Source organism: Vibrio sp. SCSIO 43140 (assembly GCF_023716585.1).
GTDB lineage: Bacteria > Pseudomonadota > Gammaproteobacteria > Enterobacterales > Vibrionaceae > Vibrio > Vibrio maritimus_B.
Genome location: NZ_CP071851.1, coordinates 975,824 through 995,921, shown reverse-complemented (window position 1 = coordinate 995,921; position 20,098 = coordinate 975,824). Strand labels below are relative to the sequence as shown.

The following is a 20,098-nucleotide window of genomic DNA, read 5'->3' as shown; positions in this document are numbered from 1 at the left end:
TTATGAGTTGATTAACAGTGATATTCACATCATAATTTGATTAGATTGTTGGGTGTAATCAATTCAAGGAGTCATCATGTGGATCTGGCAGCAGTCTGACTGGCCAAATTTTCATTGGGATAAAGAGATCATTGAGCCACTGGTTAGGCAGACTCGCTTAAATCAGGGCATCTTACTTGGCAAGATGTTCAACCATGCAGTCGATGACAAAGAGAGTATGTTAGATACCCTGTTGGCTAATATCATCCACTCTAGTGCGATAGAGGGCGAGAAACTGAACGCTTTCTCCGTTCGCTCGTCATTGGCAAATAGACTTGGTATGACGGAAGAACACCCTTTTCCAACCACTGACCAGACTGATGGGCTAGCAGAAATTATGCTAGATGCCGTTGAAAACCTTGATGAACCGTTAACGCTTGAAAGGGTTTTACATTGGCACGCTAGGCTATTCCCCGAGGGGTACACGATGTTTAACCCCGTCACGGGCGGTGAACTTCGCGGATCGGCGCCGATGCAAGTTGTGTCTGGCCGTATCGATAAACCTATCGTGCACTTTGAAGCGCCTGGCCGAGACGCACTTAACGCTGAACTGAAGTTGTTTATCTCTTGGTTCAATGATTCGCTGAGTGATACGTCGCTTGATCCATTACTTAGAGCAGCTATTACTCATTTGTGGTTCGTCACGCTTCATCCACTGGACGACGGGAATGGTCGTATCACTCGTTTATTGACAGACCTTGCGTTAGCGCAGGCTGAACATCAGTCGGTTCGTTTCTACGCAATGTCAGTGGGTATCCTTGCGAATCGGAAAAGCTATTATCAGGTCTTGGAGCAGACTCAGAAAGGCGATATGAACATTACTGAGTGGTTGGTTTGGTTTTTTAATACGCTGAACCAAACGTTCGATGAGGTACACAAGGAAATCAATCAGACGGTATACAAGACCAACTTCTGGCGCAATGTCGACCAAACGACGTTAACCAAAGAACAAATGAAAGTGATCAATCGTATGTTGGATGGCGATTTTTCAGATGGCATCAATACTACTCAGTACCACAAAGTCGCCAAAGTGAGTAAACCAACCGCAACACGACATTTGGCGGCGTTAGTAGAACAAGGATGCTTGGTTAAGTCAGGTGGTGGGCGAAGTACGAGATATCAGCTTCCAGTGTAAACTTTAGAAGGATGATGACATCCGTCTCTATCGCAAAATTAAAATCACCGAATAAACATCTCACTTAATAAACAAAGGGCTCACAATGTGAGCCCTTTGTTGTATGTGCAGTATTCAAGCCTACCACTCATCTTCGAAGTAAGTACGGTGTTCAACTGCATATGGGTCTTCATCTAACCCTTTGTTTGAGAGTCCTCTCAAATGTTCGAGTTGGTGTTCCAACATGTTGACGGTCTCGTAGTCACCGTCTGAACAGGCAACATAAATCTGTTGCTCGATGGCTTCAATGCTATCTCTAATGCTCATCTCACACCTCCTAAGAGCTAACGAGAGCACCTATCTGTTCTCAAATCGATTATAGTCCAATAGACCAAATTCGATAGGTTGGGTGCGCTGGTAAAACTCATGAACTTGATCGCTAAATCCCCAGAAATCTTTAGAGGTTCGTCTAACTGCATAATTGTCTAGCAATTTCACGTAGTCCTCTTCTCCTTGGATGCCTCGCAGAGTTTTGACAAAATTTTCTATGTCTGACTCTTTGAGACTTAGATACGCACCTGGGTAGCTACCGATCACACCTCGAACGAAGGTGAAGTCATCGTTTTTGTAGTCGCGGTTTTTCTCTTCAGAGAACAGGCTCGAGATATTGATGTGAGCGTTGTTGTGGAGCAGGGTAAACAACTGCTGGTTGCCATTTTCAGCTTCGATCATCACCATGACGATCTGAGGTACTGTCTTGAGTCCTTCGCCTTTGATGTCGTCGATACTACGCAGCAATGCTTCGTTTTCAGAAGAAAGCCCCGTATTCACAATATCAAAGCGATCATGTAAAACAGGTGCTAGCTCTTTCTCTAGCTTATCAAACAACTCTTTTTTGTAGTCTTGCGTCAGATACAACACCTGAGTCGGTTGACTAAATGGTTTGATGTTACGCTGCAAAAACTCACTAAATTGAGGGCTCTGCTCTTGGTACCAACTGCTGAACTCTTCATGGCGAACCGTGTTTGGTAGCAGTGCTAAGAAGTTGCTTTCACCCTCCATTCTTAAGAAGTCCATGAACATGCGAGTAATGAGCTGATGACCAAAATTACCGTAAACATCAAAACCGGCCACAAGCAGGTAATGAATTCGCTCCAGAAGGGCGTAATCTAAGATCCAAGCCGTTTTGGGTTGATTGCCAACGAGCCCTTGAACTACGGATGCGCTGTCGAAGTGGCGGAATACGGTGAGAGCCGCATTTGGGTTTTCTCCATCACCCGTCCAGAGCACATCGGTCGTGAGGTGTTTGCCACCTTCAAACCATTTATTCATGAACTCTGACTTCGCTTCTAAATAGCGAGTTTGCTGATTTGCATACTTGACCCAATTGGTAATAGGGACAGTATTACTCTCAAGTTCGCTTGGAAGTTTGAGGTTCTCTGCCTGCTGCTGATAGAACTCGTCGACTTCTGGTAGATCAGATTTTTCAGGATCTAGAAAGAACACCCAGAAACGATCATTGATCACGTTAAGGGCAAGTTGACCACGGCAAACGGGACCTTTGATATACGCCATGATGGTATTCTGAGCATTATCAAGCATGAATCTAAATCTTGCTTTGACGGGTAGATCTTTAAAGGCTGTCATTGGATTTGCTGATACCGAGATATCGTAACTCGGTAACTCAGCCACGTTATAGTTAGGTTCGATAAACCACTGATACCAACTCTCAAGTCGTGGCATGTTGAGTGCAAATGGCATATGAGTCTTATCAACGATGGTGCTGCGCACAGCAACCAAGCGATAATACACACGCTCAACGCCCGGATCATCATATGGGCGTCGAGTCACCACACGTTTAATTGGCTGCCCAGGCGGAGTGGATGAACGAACTATCGTAAAGAAGCGACGTTCCGTTTCTACTTCTGAGAAATAGAGATGGGCAAGATAGAGGTGCTCGTATATGTAGCGAGCGGTAAGTTGGTTCTTCAACGCGTCGTTGTTGAGTAGTTTTTCGTATTCATCCACCAGCCCTTGCTCTTCTTCTGTCAGTGGCAAAGGAGCATTCATTTTCGCGCCGCTGCCAAGCCAAGAGATAAGGGTTTGATATTCACTATTGGTGATTGCTGGCATTCCATACGGCATGCCCCACAAAGGATATTCTGCCTCGTAGGCGTCGTATTCTTCAATAGTCGGGCAGACTTGCTCACGTGCAATAGAGAAATCGAAGCCTTCTAATTGATCCGTTTCAGGTAGTGGATGACGCGCTTTTTGCGTGAGCATTCTTGCTACTAAACCTGCGTCTAAGTTACCAGCGAGTGATTGTTGGCGTTCGTTTAACACTGGAAAAAAGCCAAGCTCACGCCACTCTGCGGTTGTTTGTGCATCCTCAAACAGTCTAGTTGGTTGTGATGCTGTCAAACGGGTTCCTTGATAAACAAGTTCTTTACTGGCTCCTCTGTCGATTCCGTCGACGGATGATAGTTTTAATTGGCATGGTGCATCGTAACAGGCATGACAAACGACACAGCGATTATCGATGATTGGTTTTACCTGAGTTAGGAATTCATCCGCCTCTGGAGAAGAAGAGGGGACCGTTCTGTCTCTAACTTCCGGCTGACCAAATAGCTGGTCATAATTGAGGCCTGCGTAGGTCGCACATCCAGAAAAGATGAGGATTAGCAGTGTTAAAGAAAATCGTCTTGTTATCATAGTGTGCTCTCAATGCGTCGCGTAGTGCGAGTCGTTCCTTCGTGCATAGTGCTAATTTTCATGGATAAATCAATAATTTTCCAATATTTAACGAAGAAAGATGCCTATTGGAGTAGAAAGAAGACCAAAAAAAAGCCTGACATAAATGTCAGGCTTTCAATGCGATGGTATTTATATAAACCAGAAGAATTATGCTGCTTTAAGTTCCGCTGCTTTCTCTTCTGTAATCGGCTTAGTGACAAGTGAAAGTACGATACATACGCCCATCATCACCGCTGAAATTGTGTAAGCTAGGTTGTAACCGCCACCGTGAGTCATCGAGTAACCAACGATCGCTGCACCGATAGCGCCACCAATACCCCAAGAGGTATAAAGAACGCCGTAGTTCGTACCGTAGTTCTTAAGGCCGTAGTACTCGGCTGTCAGTGATGGGAATACCGCTAGTAGCGTGCCGTAACCAACCGCTGCAACTGCGGTACCGATGATCAGCATGAACTCAGACGTAAACGTTGAGAACAATACCATGTTCACACCTTGAAGGATGAACGCGAGCATCAGCGTACGTACGCCACCAATCTTATCAGATAGGATACCAGCAGCAATACGACCACCAGAGTTGAAGATAGCCAGTAGTGATGCCAAGTACACTGCGTTTGGCAGGTTAGCTTGTACACTTGCAATGTTCGTGATGTTGCCGATGATCATAAGACCTGCTGCAGCAGCAAATGCGTACATTACCCATAGTGAGTAGAACTGAGGGGTTTTCAGCATTGCCTTCCAGCTAATGTCAGTAGCCTTCTTAACTTGAACCGGAGCTTGACCCGCTTTTACTTTTGGCGCTTCTGGTTGATAACCAGCTGGTGGGTTATTGATAGTCGCTGCTAGAGGGACTGCAATAATAAGGACACCAACACCAAGAACCATGAATGCAGAGCTAATACCCATAGAACCAATCAGAGAAGAGGTTAGGGGAGCAAGATAGACAGCTGCTAGACCAAAGCCTGCTGCAATTAGACCGTTTACCATGCCTTTCTTAGAAGGGTGGAACCATTTCATTGCTGAAGGTGACAGACATGCATAGCCAAAACCGATACCTGCACCTGTGATCATACCGAACGTGATGTTAAGCATCATTACTGACTCAGCAAAGCTTGATGCAATCATACCTAGACCCGTTAGCGTCGCACCCAAGATAAGGATGTTACGTGGACCCATGCGATCTTGAAGTACGCCCGCTACTAGAAGACAGATAGAAAAAGTGATGGTCGCGATCGCGTAAGGTGAAGACGCGTCAGCTGCGCTCCAACCCCATTCACTCACTAGGGCTTTATTAAATACACTCCAAGCATACAGGATGCCAAGACAAAGGTTGATACAGAATCCTGCAATCAGAATTCGCATTGCTTTATCAATCTTGCTCATTTTTGTTCTCTGATATGTCGAACAACGTTCGGGGGGTTAAACACTCAAATTTAGTTTGCGTTTATCAACAGATAGCGCAATCGAGCGCGGATTATAACCAATATTCCTACAATTGGAATCGATTTTTCCGAATAAATTCAATTAACTTATTTATGTAATGGATATGTAAAACTGAGTTTAATTTATAGTGTCTTTTATTACACAAAGTCGCTGGATCACAAATTTAGCAAGAGCTGAAAAAAGTTATGTTGTAAATACATTGTTACAATATGAAGTTAACGCAAAGTAAAATACGTAACATACTGTAAGTGCGGTGGATTTGGGTTTTCTAATGTTGTCTATATGTAACAGAAAATTAATAAAAGAATATTGTCCTTGTAGTGGTTAAAAAATGAGCTTGAAATCAATTTAATTAGGGATAACAATACACGTAAAATGAGATTTCAAAATTGAAAATGGACATTTCAATCGCGATTGTATTTGTTTATTGAGGTGACTTATGTTCATGACAAAAATCCTAATGTTACTTGGTGTGTCTCTAGGCGCTGGTTACGCTGCCGCTGACCATATCCACTCTTATTTACTTGGTTTATCAATTGCCTCGCTAGCGGTAGGCGCGTGTTACATGATTGCGTTTGCAAGCATGCGTTTCCCACAATTCGCTATGGGACTGCTTCTATTAGGCACGATCGCTAAGCTAACAGTGACCGTAGTCGGGGTAGGGTTGAGCATCTCAAATGATTTAATTACTTCTCCAATCGTGTTTGCACTGTCTTACTTGTTCTACCTCATCGCGGTGAGCTATTTGTGGTTTAGTTACAAAGACAGCATTACTCCAGCACCTAAAGGACTTAAAGCTCAAACTGCTTAATGGCTATTTATTGTTTCCAAGGTATGTTACCTAGCTAACTCACCTCATATAGAAAAACGCCTCATCATATAAATGATTGAACTGACCCCCAATAGTTGGACATTCCAATTACTGGGGGTCTTTTTATGTCCAAACACCACAGAGCATTCAAGCTAAAATTGGCTAAGTATGCACAACACGAGGGGTCAAGAGCTCTTGACCTTAAATTCGGAGTATCGTCAGACCAAATTCGTTATTGGGTGTCGGTTTATCAAATTCATGGGGAAAATAGCTTTCGTCACGAGCAAGCTCCCTATAGTCAAGACTTTAAACTAGAAGTTCTAAAGACTATGCGTATTAATAACTGGTCCTTAAGATATACCAGTGCTTACTTTGATTTATCGTCTCCAGGGATACTATTTCAATGGCAAAAGCTTTATGCTCAGCAGGGTATATCCCGGCTTAAACCACAGAAAAAAGGCAGACCTTGCATGACAAACCACTCTCTTAAACCTAAGCCATCTGAGCAGATGACAGAGAAAGAACTAAGAGAGGAACTTGAGTATTTACGTGCAGAGAATGCTGTCCTAAAAAAGTTAGAGGCCTTGGCTCAAGCCAAAAAGAAAAAAGCAAAGCAAAGACACTCGTAGTCGATGAGCTCAAGGCAAAGTACCGCTTGCACCATTTACTCAAAGCTACTGGGTTAGCCCGAAGTGTGTATTACTATCATCGTAATACAACACAGGAGTCATACTCTGAATCGAGTTTAAAAAGGCAAATACGTGATATCTATCAGCAACACAAAGGGCGCTATGGATATCGCAGAATCACATGCACCTTGAGGAAGGCAGGCATGGTGATTAACCATAAACGAGTTCAACGTCTTATGATTGAGCTTGGTCTTAGGTCCAAGGTCAGGCCCAAGAGATACAAATCATACAAAGGCGAAGTTGGGCGGATCGCTTCGGACTTATTAAAAAGAGAATTCAATGCCAACAAACCGAACCAAAAGTGGGTAACGGATGTGACCGAGTTTAAAGTCGATGGTCAGAAGGTTTATCTGTCACCCGTTATCGACTTATTCAACCGAGAAGTCGTGAGTTATGAGGTGCGTAAGTCAGCAGCATTACCCTTGGTCACTGACATGATAAAAAAGGCGATAAAGACACTTAAAAAGCATGAGAATCCCATCGTGCATTCAGACCAAGGCTGGCAGTATCAAAATAAGGCGTATCAAAACCATCTCAAGAAGAAAGGGCTCGCTCAAAGTATGTCTAGAAAAGGGAATTGCTTAGACAATGCGGTTGCTGAGAACTTCTTCGGAATACTCAAGACAGAGATGTATCATAACGAAGTCTTTAAAAGTGCAGATGAACTGATTGAAAGAATTAGAGAATACATAGACTATTACAATAACGAACGAATTAAGCTGAAGTTAAAAGGCCTGAGTCCGATAGCATATCGAAATCAAGCCTTAGCAGCCGCTTAGAAATGAGTCCAACTTTATGGGGTCAGTTCATGATGAGGCGTTTTTTTGTGCCAGTCGTTAATTACCTTTGGCTTAGAAGAGGTATTCTAGCGTTACCGACCAGTTGCGACCTGGTTGAGTATATAGGTCATAGTTTTTTGGACTCATTGAGCCCGGCACAACCGTTTTGTAGCGAAGGTCGTCATGCAACCAATATTTGGCATCGAACGCATTGAATAGGCCGGCACGAAGCGTTAGATCCTGCATCGGTCTGTAGTAAGCCGTTAAATCAACAACCGCATAACCTGGGGCGTCAACATTCTTCTCACTGTCAGGTTGATCATGGTCTTGCCAGTCGGTCTTTCTACTTGCCATTGTTACCGAACTCAACAAGCCCCAGTTATTTTGAAGATTGTCGTAACCTAAAGCGAAAACTGAACGAAGCGGGGTGATTGTATCAAGCTGTTCACCAGTCGATTTGTCTTCACCATCGGTGTAGGTCAACGAGAATCGCGTATATAGGCCTTGCGGAGCTCCCAGAAGCTCATCTAACGCAACATCACTGGAGAACTCAACGCCTCGAATATCTACGTTATCTAAGTTCACCATAGTGTAAACATCTTTACCGCTGTCAGGATCAGTGCCTAGATCTTTACTAGAGATGAAATCGGTATATTGGTTGTAGAAACCGACTAGTTCATATTTAGCGACATTCGATTGGCTTCTAAAGCCAAGTTCATAAGATAAGCTGCGCTCTGACTTTAGCTCAGGGTTTGCTTTGATGATCGCACCTTGGTTATAGGTATAGTAAAGGTCGTGAACCGTCGGCGCTTTGAAACCCTGGCTAATTTGACCAAATACGCTGTACTGCTGGGATAGATGATATACCGCGCCAAGTTTGGCTGAGAAGTCGTCGTCTTGATACGGACTTATTTCGTTGGTGTATCCTTCGCTCGCTTTCGGATCAGTCTTAAAGCTGTCGTAACGAAGACCCGCATTCAATACAAGGCGCTCGTTCAAAAGGAAAATCTGATCTTCGACGAATAACCCAAAGTTCTCGGTTGTTGCATCTGGTACGCCCGTTGAACCTACCGTATCGCCACTAGACTTGAAGTCATCGTTGTTTAGCTGAAACTTATTGTTTTTGTAGTTCAAACCATAAGTAAGTAGGTGATAGTGGCTATCAAAATCGAGTTGCTTATTTAGCTGAGTGTCGAATTGCCAAGTACTGTCTTGCGCATCTCGTTGTCTTAAGCGGTCACCGTAAATGTTAGTGTTGTCATAGTTTTTGTTTAGGCTGCTACTGTCTTGAAAATTGACCGACCATTTTAAATCATCCGCAATTGCCGCATTGACTTGCCACTCATGCTCAAAGCCAAGGCGTAAACGCTTGTTTCTATCTTCGGTATTACGGCTGTTATAGGTAAAATCAAAACCAGGGCCCATTGGGATAGAAATACCGTAGTAAGAAAGTTCGTCTTCTTTGTGCGTAAAATCATAATACTCACCGGTCAGACCAATACGGTGGTTATCGTTTAACTGGTAGAATGCTTTGGCGAGTACGTTGCCAAGTTGCTTGCTAGCGGGGTTCGCTGCACCACGTTGATCACCAACCACATCTGCGCCACTGCCGTGTGTTTTTGTTTCAGACCCATCTGCATAAGTGAGCATCAGTAAGGTTTCGAGCTTGTCTTGGCGCATTGCCCAAGTAGCGGTGGTTTTGAAGTTCTCATCTGCTGAGCTGTAACCGGTCTTAATACCGAATCGGTGTTCATCTCCATCGGTCACCAAAACATCGTCCGGATTTTTAGTGCGCATGACGACAGCACCACCAACGGCATCAGAGCCAAAAACCGAAGAGGAGGCACCTTTGTTTACCTCGATAGTTGCTAGGGTGTCGACTTCAATGGCATTTGGATACTTTCTCTGTTCGCCAGCACCTGGATTGTAGGCGACAGGTTGTTGTACACCATCCACCATAATCTTGACTCTCGAACCATTCATACCACGAATGTTGAAGCCAGATAGTCCGAAACGACCACTACCTTCAGCTTCTACTCCGGGTAGGTATTTCACGGCTTGCTTGACGTCATTCGCCATTGCCTGCTCGAACTCGTCGCTAGACACTTTGCTGATAGAAGTCGATACATCTGAGTAGGCCTGTGGTGTTTTAGAGGCCGAAACAACAACGACTTCGTCAAACTTTTTTTGCTCGTTCTCTGCGAAAACTTGGGGGGCAATTGCCATTAAAACTGAAGTCGCAATGAGCTGCTTCTTGAAAGGAAACTGATACATCATTTTAGTCCATAATTTTGATTGTGTGTGAGCCTTCAAAGGGCAGTTGCCGAAGATAATACAGATCATAATGAGAATTACTATTATTTTCATTAATAAATGTGATTGAGTGGTTATAAAATACTCACGTTGTGTTCTTGCATTGTTTTTGCTATCACTGTCAGTAAGTTAAGAGTTTTCACTGAAAAGGACTGCTAATGTCGGTATCGATTACACTAGAAGCACTGACTATTCTTGATGCAATAGAGCGCAGAGGCTCGTTCGCTGCTGCAGCCGGCGAGTTTGATCGCGCTACGTCTTCTCTGAGTTATCAAATGCAAAAGCTTGAGCAAGACTTAGACATCATGATTTTTGATCGCTCAGGGCATAAAGCGACTCTTACAGAGGCGGGCAAACTCATCTTGGAAAGAGGGCGAGTGATACTGCAAGCCACCGAGAGCATGATCAATGAGGCTAGGTTGATTGCTAATGGATGGGAGCTAGACCTAACCATTGCTTACGACAGCATTATTCCGGTGAACAATTTCTTTGATCTGGTCGACAAGCTAGGAATGGTCAGTAAAACTCGTATCAAACTTGAAGAGGAAGTGCTAGCAGGATGCTGGGAGTCGCTCAATGAAGGTCGCTGCGATCTTCTAGTCTGCCCGCAGCCTGAAGTCTTGCCACAAGGTGTTAAAGCGGAAAAGCTTGGCGAAATGTCAATGACATGGGTAGCGGCTTCCGATCATTATGTCCATAAGCGAAAAGGGGACTTCGACAGTGACGCTCGAAGTAAATACCGTGTTATTGCGATAGCCGACACTGCAAGAGAGCAACCAGCGCTGAGCGTTAACATCTTAGAGAAACAACCTAGATTGACCGTTTCCAACCTAGATGCGAAGGTTGAAGCTTTAATTTCTGGCTTGGGCATCGGAACTCTCCCAACACAAGTTGCTGAAAAATTGATCGAGCAAGGTTCACTCAAACAAATAGCAAACACAGAAGTCGCAAAGATTGATGTTGTTTTGGCATGGAAACGCAACAACATCGGTGAAGCTAAGTCATGGTGTATACGACACCTGACAAAAGAGTGGGATCTAAAATAGGGGCGTTTTCGCCCCCATTGTCACTTCAAAACTGAACTCACGAACTTAGCTTTACAGCTTGAGTACCATATCTGCAACGCCATCTTCGAACTGTACGTCTAGTTCAAACCCTAGTTTCTGAGCTAGGGTTAACATGCCTCTGTTTGTCGGCATTGTCATACCAGAGATTTGCCTGGTCTGTTTATTCTTACAGTAGTCGATGATTTTGTTCATGAGTATACGACCTAGACCATTTCCTTTTAGATCGGAGCGAATCAGGATGGCAAACTCCGCATCACTATTATCAGGTGTGACCAGCACTCTTGATACACCAATAATATGCGGAGTTTTGTGGCTCAGGTCGACGGCGACAAACGCCATTTCTCGGTCATAGTCAATTTGAGTTAGATTGGCGAGCGCTTCATGATTGAACTCTCCAACATCTGAGAAGAAACGCTTATACAAATCCTCTTTCGTCACGTTATTAATAAAGTCGGCGTGGTACGGCTCATCTTCAGGTCTAATAGGGCGAAGTAATACTCTAGTCTCATCACGAAGCGTCAAAACCTGTTCCATCTCAGTTGGATACGGGCGGATCGCGAGTCTAGCTTGTGGGTCACCTTCAAAGCGTTTTATGACTACCGACGCATCTAAGATAGTAATGTCGTCGCCATTGAGTAGAAGTGGATGTATATCGAGCTCATGAATCTCCGGACAGGCAACAACGACTTGCGATATCTTCACTAAAAATCCAGCAAGTTTCGCAAGGTTTATTGTGTTAGTCGACTGTTGAAATTTCAGTACACCTTTATTGATGGCGTTAATGATCAGATATCGAGCCAGTGCCATGTTTAGTGGAGGCAATGCTGTCACCGCCTCTTTGGCGATGTTCCAATCCGACCCTCCTTGGCCAATAAAAATAGCAGGGCCGAACGTACGATCGGCTAGAACCTTTATTCTAATCTCTTGACCGCCAGCGACCTTAGCCATTTGTTGGACGGTGAGACCTTCGATTCGAGCATCAGGGTAGGAGAGGCGAGTTCGATCAAGGATAGATTGAGCGGCATTTGCGACTTCCTGAGAGTCTTTTAGGTTTAACATCACACCATGAATATCAGACTTATGTGCAATATCGGGGGAGCGAAGTTTGACCGCAACAGGATAACCAATCTTATCGGCAAGATGTATTGCTTCCGTAGGCTCGTGAGCGAGCCAAGTGGGTAACGTCGGCAGATTTAATAGATCAAAAAGTTGTTCACATACGTGAGATTCTAGAGCGGTCGAGCCTGTTGAATCTGGAAGTGCTGAAATATGTCCGGCTAACCAATCGTGCGCCTTATCGAGTTGCTCAGTGGTATATGAGTCGGTGGTGGTTGGTGTCTCCATCAACTGCCATTGATTTCGGCGGTACTCTACGAGGTGCATGAACGCAGTAACTGCACTTTCCGGCGTCCGATAGGTAGGGATCCCTTGTTTGGTAAACTGAAGTCTTGCTTCTTTTGCGGTAGCTTCGCCAGACCAGTTAGTGAGGATATTAAAGCGTTTGGATTTAGGGTGTTTTTGGACGGTCTCAATGATCTTTTGAGCAGTACTTGTCGACTCCGCCGTTGCTGAAGGGCTGTGCATGATAAGTAACGCATCAATATCTTCGCTATCAAGAATAATCTGAACGGCCTTACAATACCGATCAGACGTCGCATCACCTCCCAAATCAATAGGGTTGGTTTTAGACCACGTTTTTGGGAGAACTGTATCTAACGCCTCTATGGTATCCGTAGATAGCTGAGCGAGACTTCCGCCTTTATCAGCTAGGGTATCTAGCGCCATTAAGGCTGGCCCCATGCCATTAGTAATAACCGCTAAGCGCTCACCACGAAGAGGCACCGAATGAGTGAGTGTCTCAACCGCTGCAAACAGCTCATGAGTATTGTTTACCCTCAGCATACCAGCTCTTTGAATCGCAGAATCGTAAACGATATCAAAAGAAGCAGCAGTCGCTGAGACGTTAGGGGTACCAGTTTGATGACGCCCAGCCTTGAGTACCAAGATACGACGATTTCGTGATGCCGCACGCGCTGCAGAGAGGAACCGACGCGCGTCTCTTATAGAGTCAACGTAGAGGAGAATTGCTTCCGTTTTACTATCCCGCGATAGATAATCAAGTATGTCATCGAAATCGACGTCGCTACCGCTGCCAATAGAAACAAAGGCCGAAAAGCCGATCCCTTTGTCGTTTGCCCAATCGAGGATCGTTGTGCATACCGCCGACGATTGAGAGATAAATGCAAGTTTCCCTGGTAAGCAATCAACAGGAGAAAAAGAAGCATTAAAGTTTTGCCACGGAAGAAGAACACCAAGGCTGTTGGGCCCGACGATTTTCATTCCGGCCTGCTGCGCTATCTGTAGGCACTTTTGCTCGATGGTAAGTTGTTCATCGTAGGGTACAGACATGTCTGACGCCATAATGATCGCAACCTTTACACCTGCAATTGCGAGGTCATTAATAATGTCCACATTACGGTCGCCGCGGGTACACAGAATTGCGATATCCGGGATCAGAGGAAGTTCACTTATGGCACGGTAGCAAAGTATTCCATTTACCGATTTGTATTTTGGATGTACGGGTAATATTGTGCCCTGGTAGCCCCCCATCAAAAGGTTTTTAATCACCACGCTACCTGCACGACTTGGTTTGCTCGACGCGCCAATAACCGCAATTGAAGTAGGTTTAAAAAGTGTATCCAACGACATAGATTCTCCCTAAAGCGGATATTGAAACCGAGCAACAGCCACTGCTTTAGACACATTAAAGCAGCGAGGACATATACCACACAATACTAGTCTAGCTTTAAATCGATTAAAGCTAGTATGCTCTTAAAAATGGAGATAACGTATTGCTGTACCTCAATTATTGTGTAACATGTCACAGGTAGATAAGACAGGCACTTTGAATCTCAAATTCTAATCGTTCCTGTCTGATTAAGGATAAGCAACAATGAATTCAGGCAGTGATACAATGAAAAAAGTAGTGATAGTGAGCTTGGCGGCTATGTTGGCAGCTTGCGCCTCTGGTGATTACACAACAGAAGTGAAGTCGGAAAGTTATCGTGAAGACTATCAACCAGTAGAAGCGAAAGCAGCAGCTCCCGTTGCTGTAGCGACTACAACGACAGTCGCTGCAGAGAAAAAACCGGTCACTGCCGCTCAAAAAAGCGAACCAAAACAGCAAGTAGCACCGCAATCAACGGCAGCGAAGGCCAAATCACAACCGGCTCCAGCTACGGCTCAACAAGCTGAAAGTAGTAAAGTCGTGAAGATTGTACCGCCATCGAAGAAACAAGCAGAGCAAGACTACCGTTTTGGATATACCATTCAGGTGGTAGCCGTGGGTAGTCAAGATAAGGTCACACAGTTTGCTGACAAACTACCTAAAGGTACTCAGCCAGTATGGCAAAACTATAAAGTGGTTAACGGTACAAAATGGTACACCTTGTTGTATGGAGACTTTGCGTCTAAGGTAAAAGCTAAGCAAGCTATCCAGACGCTACCAAAAGAGTTCCAAGACCTAAAACCGTTTGTTCGTAGTATCGATAAAATCAAGAAATCTGATTATCCAACGTTAAGCAAACTGAACTAAGAATTAGTGACAAAACGCCCGGTGCTGAAGCGCTGGGCGTTTTTGTATGTAATCTGCCCACCTAATCGAATAAATATCAGTTTTAACAGATTTTGGACTGAATCTTCCTCTTCAATCGTTTATCATTCGATGAAAGCAATCTAAGGACAAGCTTAAGATGTCAAAACTCAATATTCTTCTTCTGTGTGGTGGCGGTTCTGCCGAACACGAAGTTTCTCTTGTATCTGCCAACTATCTAGAAAGTCAGCTTAAATTAAACGCTAGATTCAATGTGACTCGAGTTGAGATCACGACTGATGGCTGGAAATGCAGTGATGGGAACCTTGTAGTACTAGACCTAAACCAAAAAGCACTGGTTGGTGAGCATCTTAAACTGGACATAGATTATGTGGTGCCATGTATTCACGGTTTTCCTGGGGAAACGGGTGATATTCAATCGTTGTTTGAAATGGCGAACATTCCATATCTCGGATGTGGGCCAGAGGCGAGCAGTAATAGCTTCAACAAAATTACGTCCAAATTATGGTATGACACACTTGGGATTCCAAACACACCTTACCTTTTTCTGACGGAAAACGACGATGAGGCTCATAACGCATCTCATGAAGCGTTTGATAAGTGGGGCAAAGTCTTCGTTAAGGCTGCGAAACAGGGCTCATCAGTTGGGTGTTACAGCGTCACTGAGAAAGCAAAGCTTGATGAATCAATTGATGCAGCGTTTGGATATTCTGATCAAGTTGTTGTAGAGCAGTCGGTTAAACCGCGAGAGCTCGAAGTGGCTGCCTATGAGTTTGAGGGCAAGCTGGTTATTACGCAGCCAGGAGAAGTAACGGCTCCAGATGGTTCGTTCTATAGCTATGATGAGAAATACAGCGCCGATAGTCACTCCACGACGACGGTTGAGGCCACTAACTTGACGCAAGCCCAGCGTGATTTAATTCAGGACTCGGCAAGAAAAGTGTTTACGCAAATGAAGTTACGACACTTATCACGTATCGACTTTTTCCTGACGGATGACGACAAAATCTATCTAAACGAAGTGAATACCTTTCCAGGAATGACGCCTATCTCAATGTTTCCGAAAATGGTTGAACATTCAGGTGTACCATTTTCCGACTTTTTAAGTGACTGTATCGAATCAGCTTTTCGCTAATCGTAGTTTTTCTTAGTCTTAAAAATCGCTTTTTGCTGTTCTGACAACGACGTTTTGCCACTGTACTGCAGTGGCATTGCAGGACTTTGCCAACGTCCAAACTCCTGTATCTCACGTATTTTCATTCCCTCACGGGTCTTTTCTTGAACCGCGCCGACACGTCCTGATTGAGAAGAGAAGCCAAGCGAGTTGTTCAGTCCCAACAATTGACTTGCTCTTTGTAAGACACGATGGATAGACGAATCATCAAGTTGAGTTTCTCCGACGTTGCCATGTCGATCGATAGCACGGAACAAATAAGAGTAGGGAACATGTACCAGCCAACCCCTTAAGCTTGCGCTTGCTTCGGCTGATAATGGATAACATCTTTCGTCTATAGTTACGGCGTAACGCTCATCATCTTCTAAAATATCCTCTACTTTCATAGCTTTGAGCTCACGGCGCTTCAATGCGCACTCATAAAGCAAATAATACATAGCGAGATCTCGCGCGTCCTTTTTTACGTCACTACCGGCTAATTTAGTATGAATTTGCGCTAGGTGAGCGGAGGTAAATGGTATTGTCTGCTTTACCTGTGATTTTCCTGAAAGCTTAAGTTTACTCATAACAAGAGTTACTTCACGTGCTTGAGTAGGGTCTTTATAACCTAGAATGTAATGTACAACGGATATAGTGACCGCGTAACGTCTAATACTGCTAAATTTCCTCTTTGAACTCACGTGTTCGATGAACTCTAGAACAGAGAGCGAAGTTGCAGGTAAAGAGGGACGCGAGCGTTCTAAACAGAAATCGTTAAAGACACGCCAGTCTTTTGCCATTGCCAGATTTGTACTACGTGAATACCGGTGAGCAGTCAGTTCATTAAACTCATCTGGGGTTATTCCTGAACTAAGTAAGTGTTTAAATCTGTTAGCTTTGTCAGATTCTGTAATCCGAGGTATGTCTTTTTTCATACTAATGCACTATAACTTAATTGATTGCCATACAATAACTGATAACATGTCCGACGGACAGTGTTACATCAACGATATAAGAGACAAGTCTTTATGGCTCTAGCGAGTTATCGAGGGTTTACCCTTAAATCTATAGGCTCTTCCAATCAAGTTTGGAAGGTCACCATAAAAAACCGTGAATTGCAGGGCACGCTGGCAGCCGTTAAAAAGAGTGTAGATTGGTGGTGCGATACTGCTTCAATTATCGATCCTTCTACATTAGCAGCGAGTTCGGAAAGAGCGCCGTCGAAAGGTGCGCAAGAAAACTTCCATGGCTTCACTATTAAGAACGATACCGGTGAAAACAACGCGTGGTATTGCATGTTTAATGGTAAACTTATCAAAGGTGGTAAGCTTGCTATTCAGCGACATATCGAAGCTTACCTAGTCGCAAAGAAAAAAGCAGAACAAGCAAAGTAATACTATGACTCTCGTATATTCAACGGAAACAGGCCGAATTAAAGAAGAAAAGCAGAAACCAGAACGCGTAAAAGGCGATGGTATTGTGCGAATCCAAAAGCAAACTAAAGGCCGTAAAGGCAAAGGCGTTTCAATTATCACAGGTCTAGATCTTGATGACGCACCTTTAAAGCTTTTGGCCGCAGAGCTCAAGAAAGTTTGTGGTTGCGGTGGTTCTGTTAAAGATGGAACGATCGAGATTCAAGGTGACGCAAGAGATAAAATCAAAGCTGCGCTAGAGAAGAAAGGCTACACAGTCAAACTCGCTGGCGGCTAACGCAAATAAGACTCGAACAAACAATGCCAACATAATGAACGTGTTGGCATTGTCGTATCTAGAACCACATTATCTAAATCGACAGATTAAGATAATGTGGTTATTAGGTATTTTATGGTAAATCAGCGTTATCGTTAAATAGCGCGTCCAGAGAGGAGAAGGTTAGAGTAAACAACAACGATTTTAAGGAGATTAACACATTATTTAACATAATATACATAATGCGCAGTCGGAATGTAAGAGCAATATTGTAATGTCCGGTTTAAAACCCATAGCCAATCTCAATTTGAATTTTTTAAAACACCACGTTGAACCCCAATACACCAACCATCCATTTGGCGCGTTGACGTTGAACTCAAGTGCTTTCTACAAACACTAGCCAATAGCTTAACAATCGAATCTGCATTGTGGAATTGAATTGTTCGGCCTGACGTTACCATTCTTAAAATAACCATTCCGCCAAAAATTCGGTTGCCCATTCGTAAGCATCCAGTGTTCTTACTTAAAACCGGTGACGGACTTGAACTGTCTCATAGCGACGCAATTGCTGATACGTAGCCTTACGGTAGCAATCATAGAAACGAACATGCAAAACTAATGCTGTTCGATGCGGACACTATTAATTAAAAGCTTTCCGTCTTTGAGTAAGCCGAAGCACATCTACTTCCTTAAACAAACCGAATCGGCAGTGAGTCTACGTCTACGTATCAACAAGTCGACTGAGTTTAAGTACGGATTCACACTAATTTTGTGACATCGTAACTTTAACTATCGAGATGTCTTGTGGCCTATGTTTTGTCGCACCTGTCCGTTTTTCTAATGCTACGTGCTAGGCGGCTCCCTCCTGAACAAAGATCTTCGAAGATCATATGTGAATACTTACTGCTTTTGTAGACCCCATAAATAAAGCAGAATATTTCACTAGCAATCCCAACTCCCAGATTTAGGCTTGTAACTTAGTTACAGATTACACTTTTTACTAACCGCAGCTAGTGATTTATTCTGCCGTATCTTACTGAATTAATTAGTTATAGCTCAAGTTCCTAGCAAAATATTCGTTTGAAAGCTGGCGTTTCGTTGCTTTACTGCCTATCTATTCGAATTATTAATACCTATACGTCAGACATAAAAAAACCCTCCAATTGGAGGGTTGAGACTTAATCAAACTTGTTTAGCTGTCTTTGTCGCTTTGTTCAGCGCGGATCTCTTCAGCAACCATCTTGATTGCTTGAGCAGTACTAATGCCCTGCTTCATAAGCTCTTGGATTTTTTCTACTGCGGCTTGCTGTTCTTCATGGCTTAACGTTAAATCATCAAACATAATTCTTCCAACTCATCGGAAATTGATAATGGACGGACTATAGCGGATCTGGTTTCTATCGCAAGTCATTTAACTAGTAGGTCGCGACAAAGTTAATGGATGCACCCATGGCTTGTGGCGATGTGTAACTCGCAGCAATATCAAGTTCGATAATGTTGAGTGGGCGTAAACCAATACCCGCTGTAAGGGTTCCTTCCGAATCACGAGCAAGGTTTTTGTAGTACCCTCCCCTTAATTGGATTTGTCGAACTAGATCGACTTCTACACCCGCTCTGAACATCTGTACATCATCATCAAACTGGGTAAATTTCTTCTCTTTGTTAATGTCATAGTCGACTGAGAACTGAAAGTAGTCTGCGATAAATCCAGCACCTACAGTATACAGTGGTTGTAGTTGGTACTCATAGCCATAGGCAACATCACGTGAGCCAATGCGAGTTACACCACTTTTTGTCTGTATGTTTCGTGACAACATGTTCTTAGCAGAGAAACCAACTCTAAATGGCCCATGAAACCAAAGTGCACCGGCGTCTAGGTTAAGTGCAGTTTCGCCCGTTGATTCTTCGCGAATGTTGTCAAACTTAAAGTCTTGTAGTGAGTTAACACTGGTGTAGGTATAAATGCGCTGTAGTTTTGGTGAGACTCCGAATGAGAAATGCTGGCCAAAAAGCGTTTGGTATTTGGCTAAAGAAATGCCAATTTCGGTTACAGCGACTGAGGCGGTTTTGATCGCGCTATCTTCTGCCTGTGTTATTGCATTGCCAGTATTCGGAGCGATATCTGGAGTCGCAACATTTTCAACGTACGCTTTGCCGAAAATATTCGCCGCGATGTAACGGTTTGGTAAACCGAATGCGACAGCACCACCAAAATCAACATTTGCCTGAGTACCCGACAAGGCGCTCAGTGCCGCTTGAGTGGCAGCAGCATCGCCACTGTTTGCTGCGTTAAAAGCATCATCAGCTTTATCGAGCATGTTATCTTGGTCATCATAGCTAATGCCTAATGTCGGGACCAACATTCCAGCATCATCGTTTCTACGATAGATCGCAGTAAGCGCAGGGTTATAAAAGGGGGCGGTTAAGTAAGACGCGGACACAACCCCCGTTCCCCCCATCGCATCACCACGTGCATCGATGGCAATGGTAGACGCTGCCAAGTGACCAGAAGCCGTTGCAGTAGCACACAAGATAGTGAGTTTTTTGAGTTTTGTGTTCATAAAAAATAACGCCGTTAATCCTTTGTGTAGGTATTAACGGCGTCTATTTCAATTTCTTTAGCTCTAGATCTAGATT

16 protein-coding genes and 1 pseudogene are annotated in these 20,098 nt (G+C 43.9%); 9 read left to right on the top strand and 8 right to left on the bottom strand.

Going from position 1 to position 20,098, the window contains the following annotated elements:
• Nucleotides 1-76: 76 nt before the first annotated feature.
• Complete coding sequence (locus J4N45_RS22990) at nt 77-1,174, top strand: Fic family protein (RefSeq protein ID WP_252017211.1); 1,098 nt, start codon at nt 77-79, stop codon at nt 1,172-1,174.
• 120 nt (nt 1,175-1,294) lie between these two features.
• On the opposite strand, the gene J4N45_RS22985 is transcribed toward J4N45_RS22990, so the two are convergent.
• From J4N45_RS22985 to J4N45_RS22975, 3 genes are all read right to left on the bottom strand, one after another.
• A complete protein-coding gene (locus J4N45_RS22985; RefSeq protein ID WP_042471637.1) occupies nt 1,295-1,480 on the bottom strand; it encodes a hypothetical protein in 186 nt (61 codons plus the stop codon).
• Between the two features lie 30 nt (nt 1,481-1,510).
• The gene (locus J4N45_RS22980) at nt 1,511-3,865 is read right to left on the bottom strand and encodes a fatty acid cis/trans isomerase (protein WP_252017210.1); all 2,355 of its coding nucleotides are present in this window, start codon (nt 3,863-3,865) and stop codon (nt 1,511-1,513) included.
• A 189-nt stretch (nt 3,866-4,054) separates the two neighbouring features.
• Nucleotides 4,055-5,287: an L-lactate MFS transporter gene (locus tag J4N45_RS22975; protein ID WP_252017209.1), complete on the bottom strand. Its 1,233-nt coding sequence runs from the start codon at nt 5,285-5,287 to the stop codon at nt 4,055-4,057.
• A 505-nt stretch (nt 5,288-5,792) separates the two neighbouring features.
• On the opposite strand from J4N45_RS22975, the gene J4N45_RS22970 reads away from it, so the two are divergent.
• The 3 genes and pseudogenes from J4N45_RS22970 to J4N45_RS22960 all read left to right on the top strand — a co-directional run.
• On the top strand, nt 5,793-6,158 hold the full coding sequence (locus J4N45_RS22970) for an NADH:ubiquinone oxidoreductase (RefSeq protein ID WP_128648771.1): 366 nt from the start codon (nt 5,793-5,795) through the stop codon (nt 6,156-6,158).
• Nucleotides 6,159-6,283: 125 nt separating this feature from the next.
• Entirely contained in the window at nt 6,284-6,787 is a 504-nt protein-coding gene (locus J4N45_RS22965) for a helix-turn-helix domain-containing protein (RefSeq protein WP_252011981.1), read from the top strand.
• Nucleotides 6,787-7,626, top strand: a pseudogene (locus tag J4N45_RS22960) (IS3 family transposase); the annotation flags it as partial. The gene J4N45_RS22965 and the pseudogene J4N45_RS22960, both read left to right, overlap by 1 nt.
• Before the next feature lie 72 nt (nt 7,627-7,698).
• On the opposite strand, the gene J4N45_RS22955 reads toward J4N45_RS22960, so the two are convergent.
• Nucleotides 7,699-9,900 carry a TonB-dependent hemoglobin/transferrin/lactoferrin family receptor gene (locus J4N45_RS22955; RefSeq protein WP_252017208.1) on the bottom strand — a complete coding sequence of 734 codons (2,202 nt, stop codon included), beginning with the start codon at nt 9,898-9,900 and terminating at the stop codon, nt 7,699-7,701.
• A gap of 197 nt (nt 9,901-10,097) precedes the next feature.
• Here J4N45_RS22955 and J4N45_RS22950 point away from each other — a divergent pair, with 197 nt between their 5' ends.
• Nucleotides 10,098-10,985 carry a LysR family transcriptional regulator gene (locus J4N45_RS22950; RefSeq protein ID WP_252017207.1) on the top strand — a complete coding sequence of 296 codons (888 nt, stop codon included), beginning with the start codon at nt 10,098-10,100 and terminating at the stop codon, nt 10,983-10,985.
• Between the two features lie 51 nt (nt 10,986-11,036).
• Here J4N45_RS22950 and J4N45_RS22945 read toward each other — a convergent pair whose 3' ends face one another.
• Entirely contained in the window at nt 11,037-13,715 is a 2,679-nt protein-coding gene (locus tag J4N45_RS22945; protein ID WP_252017206.1) for a bifunctional acetate--CoA ligase family protein/GNAT family N-acetyltransferase, read from the bottom strand.
• Nucleotides 13,716-13,980: 265 nt separating this feature from the next.
• Between J4N45_RS22945 and J4N45_RS22940 the strand changes: the two genes are divergently transcribed.
• Nucleotides 13,981-14,601, top strand: coding sequence for an SPOR domain-containing protein (locus J4N45_RS22940; protein ID WP_234497845.1), 621 nt, complete (start codon nt 13,981-13,983; stop codon nt 14,599-14,601).
• Nucleotides 14,602-14,758: 157 nt separating this feature from the next.
• Nucleotides 14,759-15,754, top strand: a complete 996-nt coding sequence (locus J4N45_RS22935; RefSeq protein WP_252017205.1) for a D-alanine--D-alanine ligase — start codon at nt 14,759-14,761, stop codon at nt 15,752-15,754.
• Here the strand turns inward: J4N45_RS22935 and J4N45_RS22930 are convergent.
• Nucleotides 15,751-16,707, bottom strand: coding sequence for a tyrosine-type recombinase/integrase (locus J4N45_RS22930; RefSeq protein ID WP_252017204.1), 957 nt, complete (start codon nt 16,705-16,707; stop codon nt 15,751-15,753). The genes J4N45_RS22935 and J4N45_RS22930 overlap by 4 nt on opposite strands.
• A 93-nt stretch (nt 16,708-16,800) precedes the next feature.
• Here J4N45_RS22930 and J4N45_RS22925 point away from each other — a divergent pair, with 93 nt between their 5' ends.
• Both J4N45_RS22925 and yciH read left to right on the top strand, forming a co-directional pair.
• The gene (locus tag J4N45_RS22925) at nt 16,801-17,166 is read left to right on the top strand and encodes a DUF3319 domain-containing protein (RefSeq protein ID WP_042471621.1); all 366 of its coding nucleotides are present in this window, start codon (nt 16,801-16,803) and stop codon (nt 17,164-17,166) included.
• Between the two features lie 4 nt (nt 17,167-17,170).
• Nucleotides 17,171-17,482 (top strand): stress response translation initiation inhibitor YciH, encoded by a 312-nt coding sequence (gene yciH / locus J4N45_RS22920; protein WP_252017203.1) that lies wholly within the window; start codon nt 17,171-17,173, stop codon nt 17,480-17,482.
• A gap of 1,171 nt (nt 17,483-18,653) precedes the next feature.
• Here yciH and J4N45_RS22915 read toward each other — a convergent pair.
• A complete protein-coding gene (locus tag J4N45_RS22915; protein ID WP_081935824.1) occupies nt 18,654-18,803 on the bottom strand; it encodes a YoaH family protein in 150 nt (49 codons plus the stop codon).
• A 73-nt stretch (nt 18,804-18,876) separates the two neighbouring features.
• Complete coding sequence (locus J4N45_RS22910; protein ID WP_252017202.1) at nt 18,877-20,022, bottom strand: conjugal transfer protein TraF; 1,146 nt, start codon at nt 20,020-20,022, stop codon at nt 18,877-18,879.
• Between the last annotated feature and the right edge of the window lie 76 nt (nt 20,023-20,098).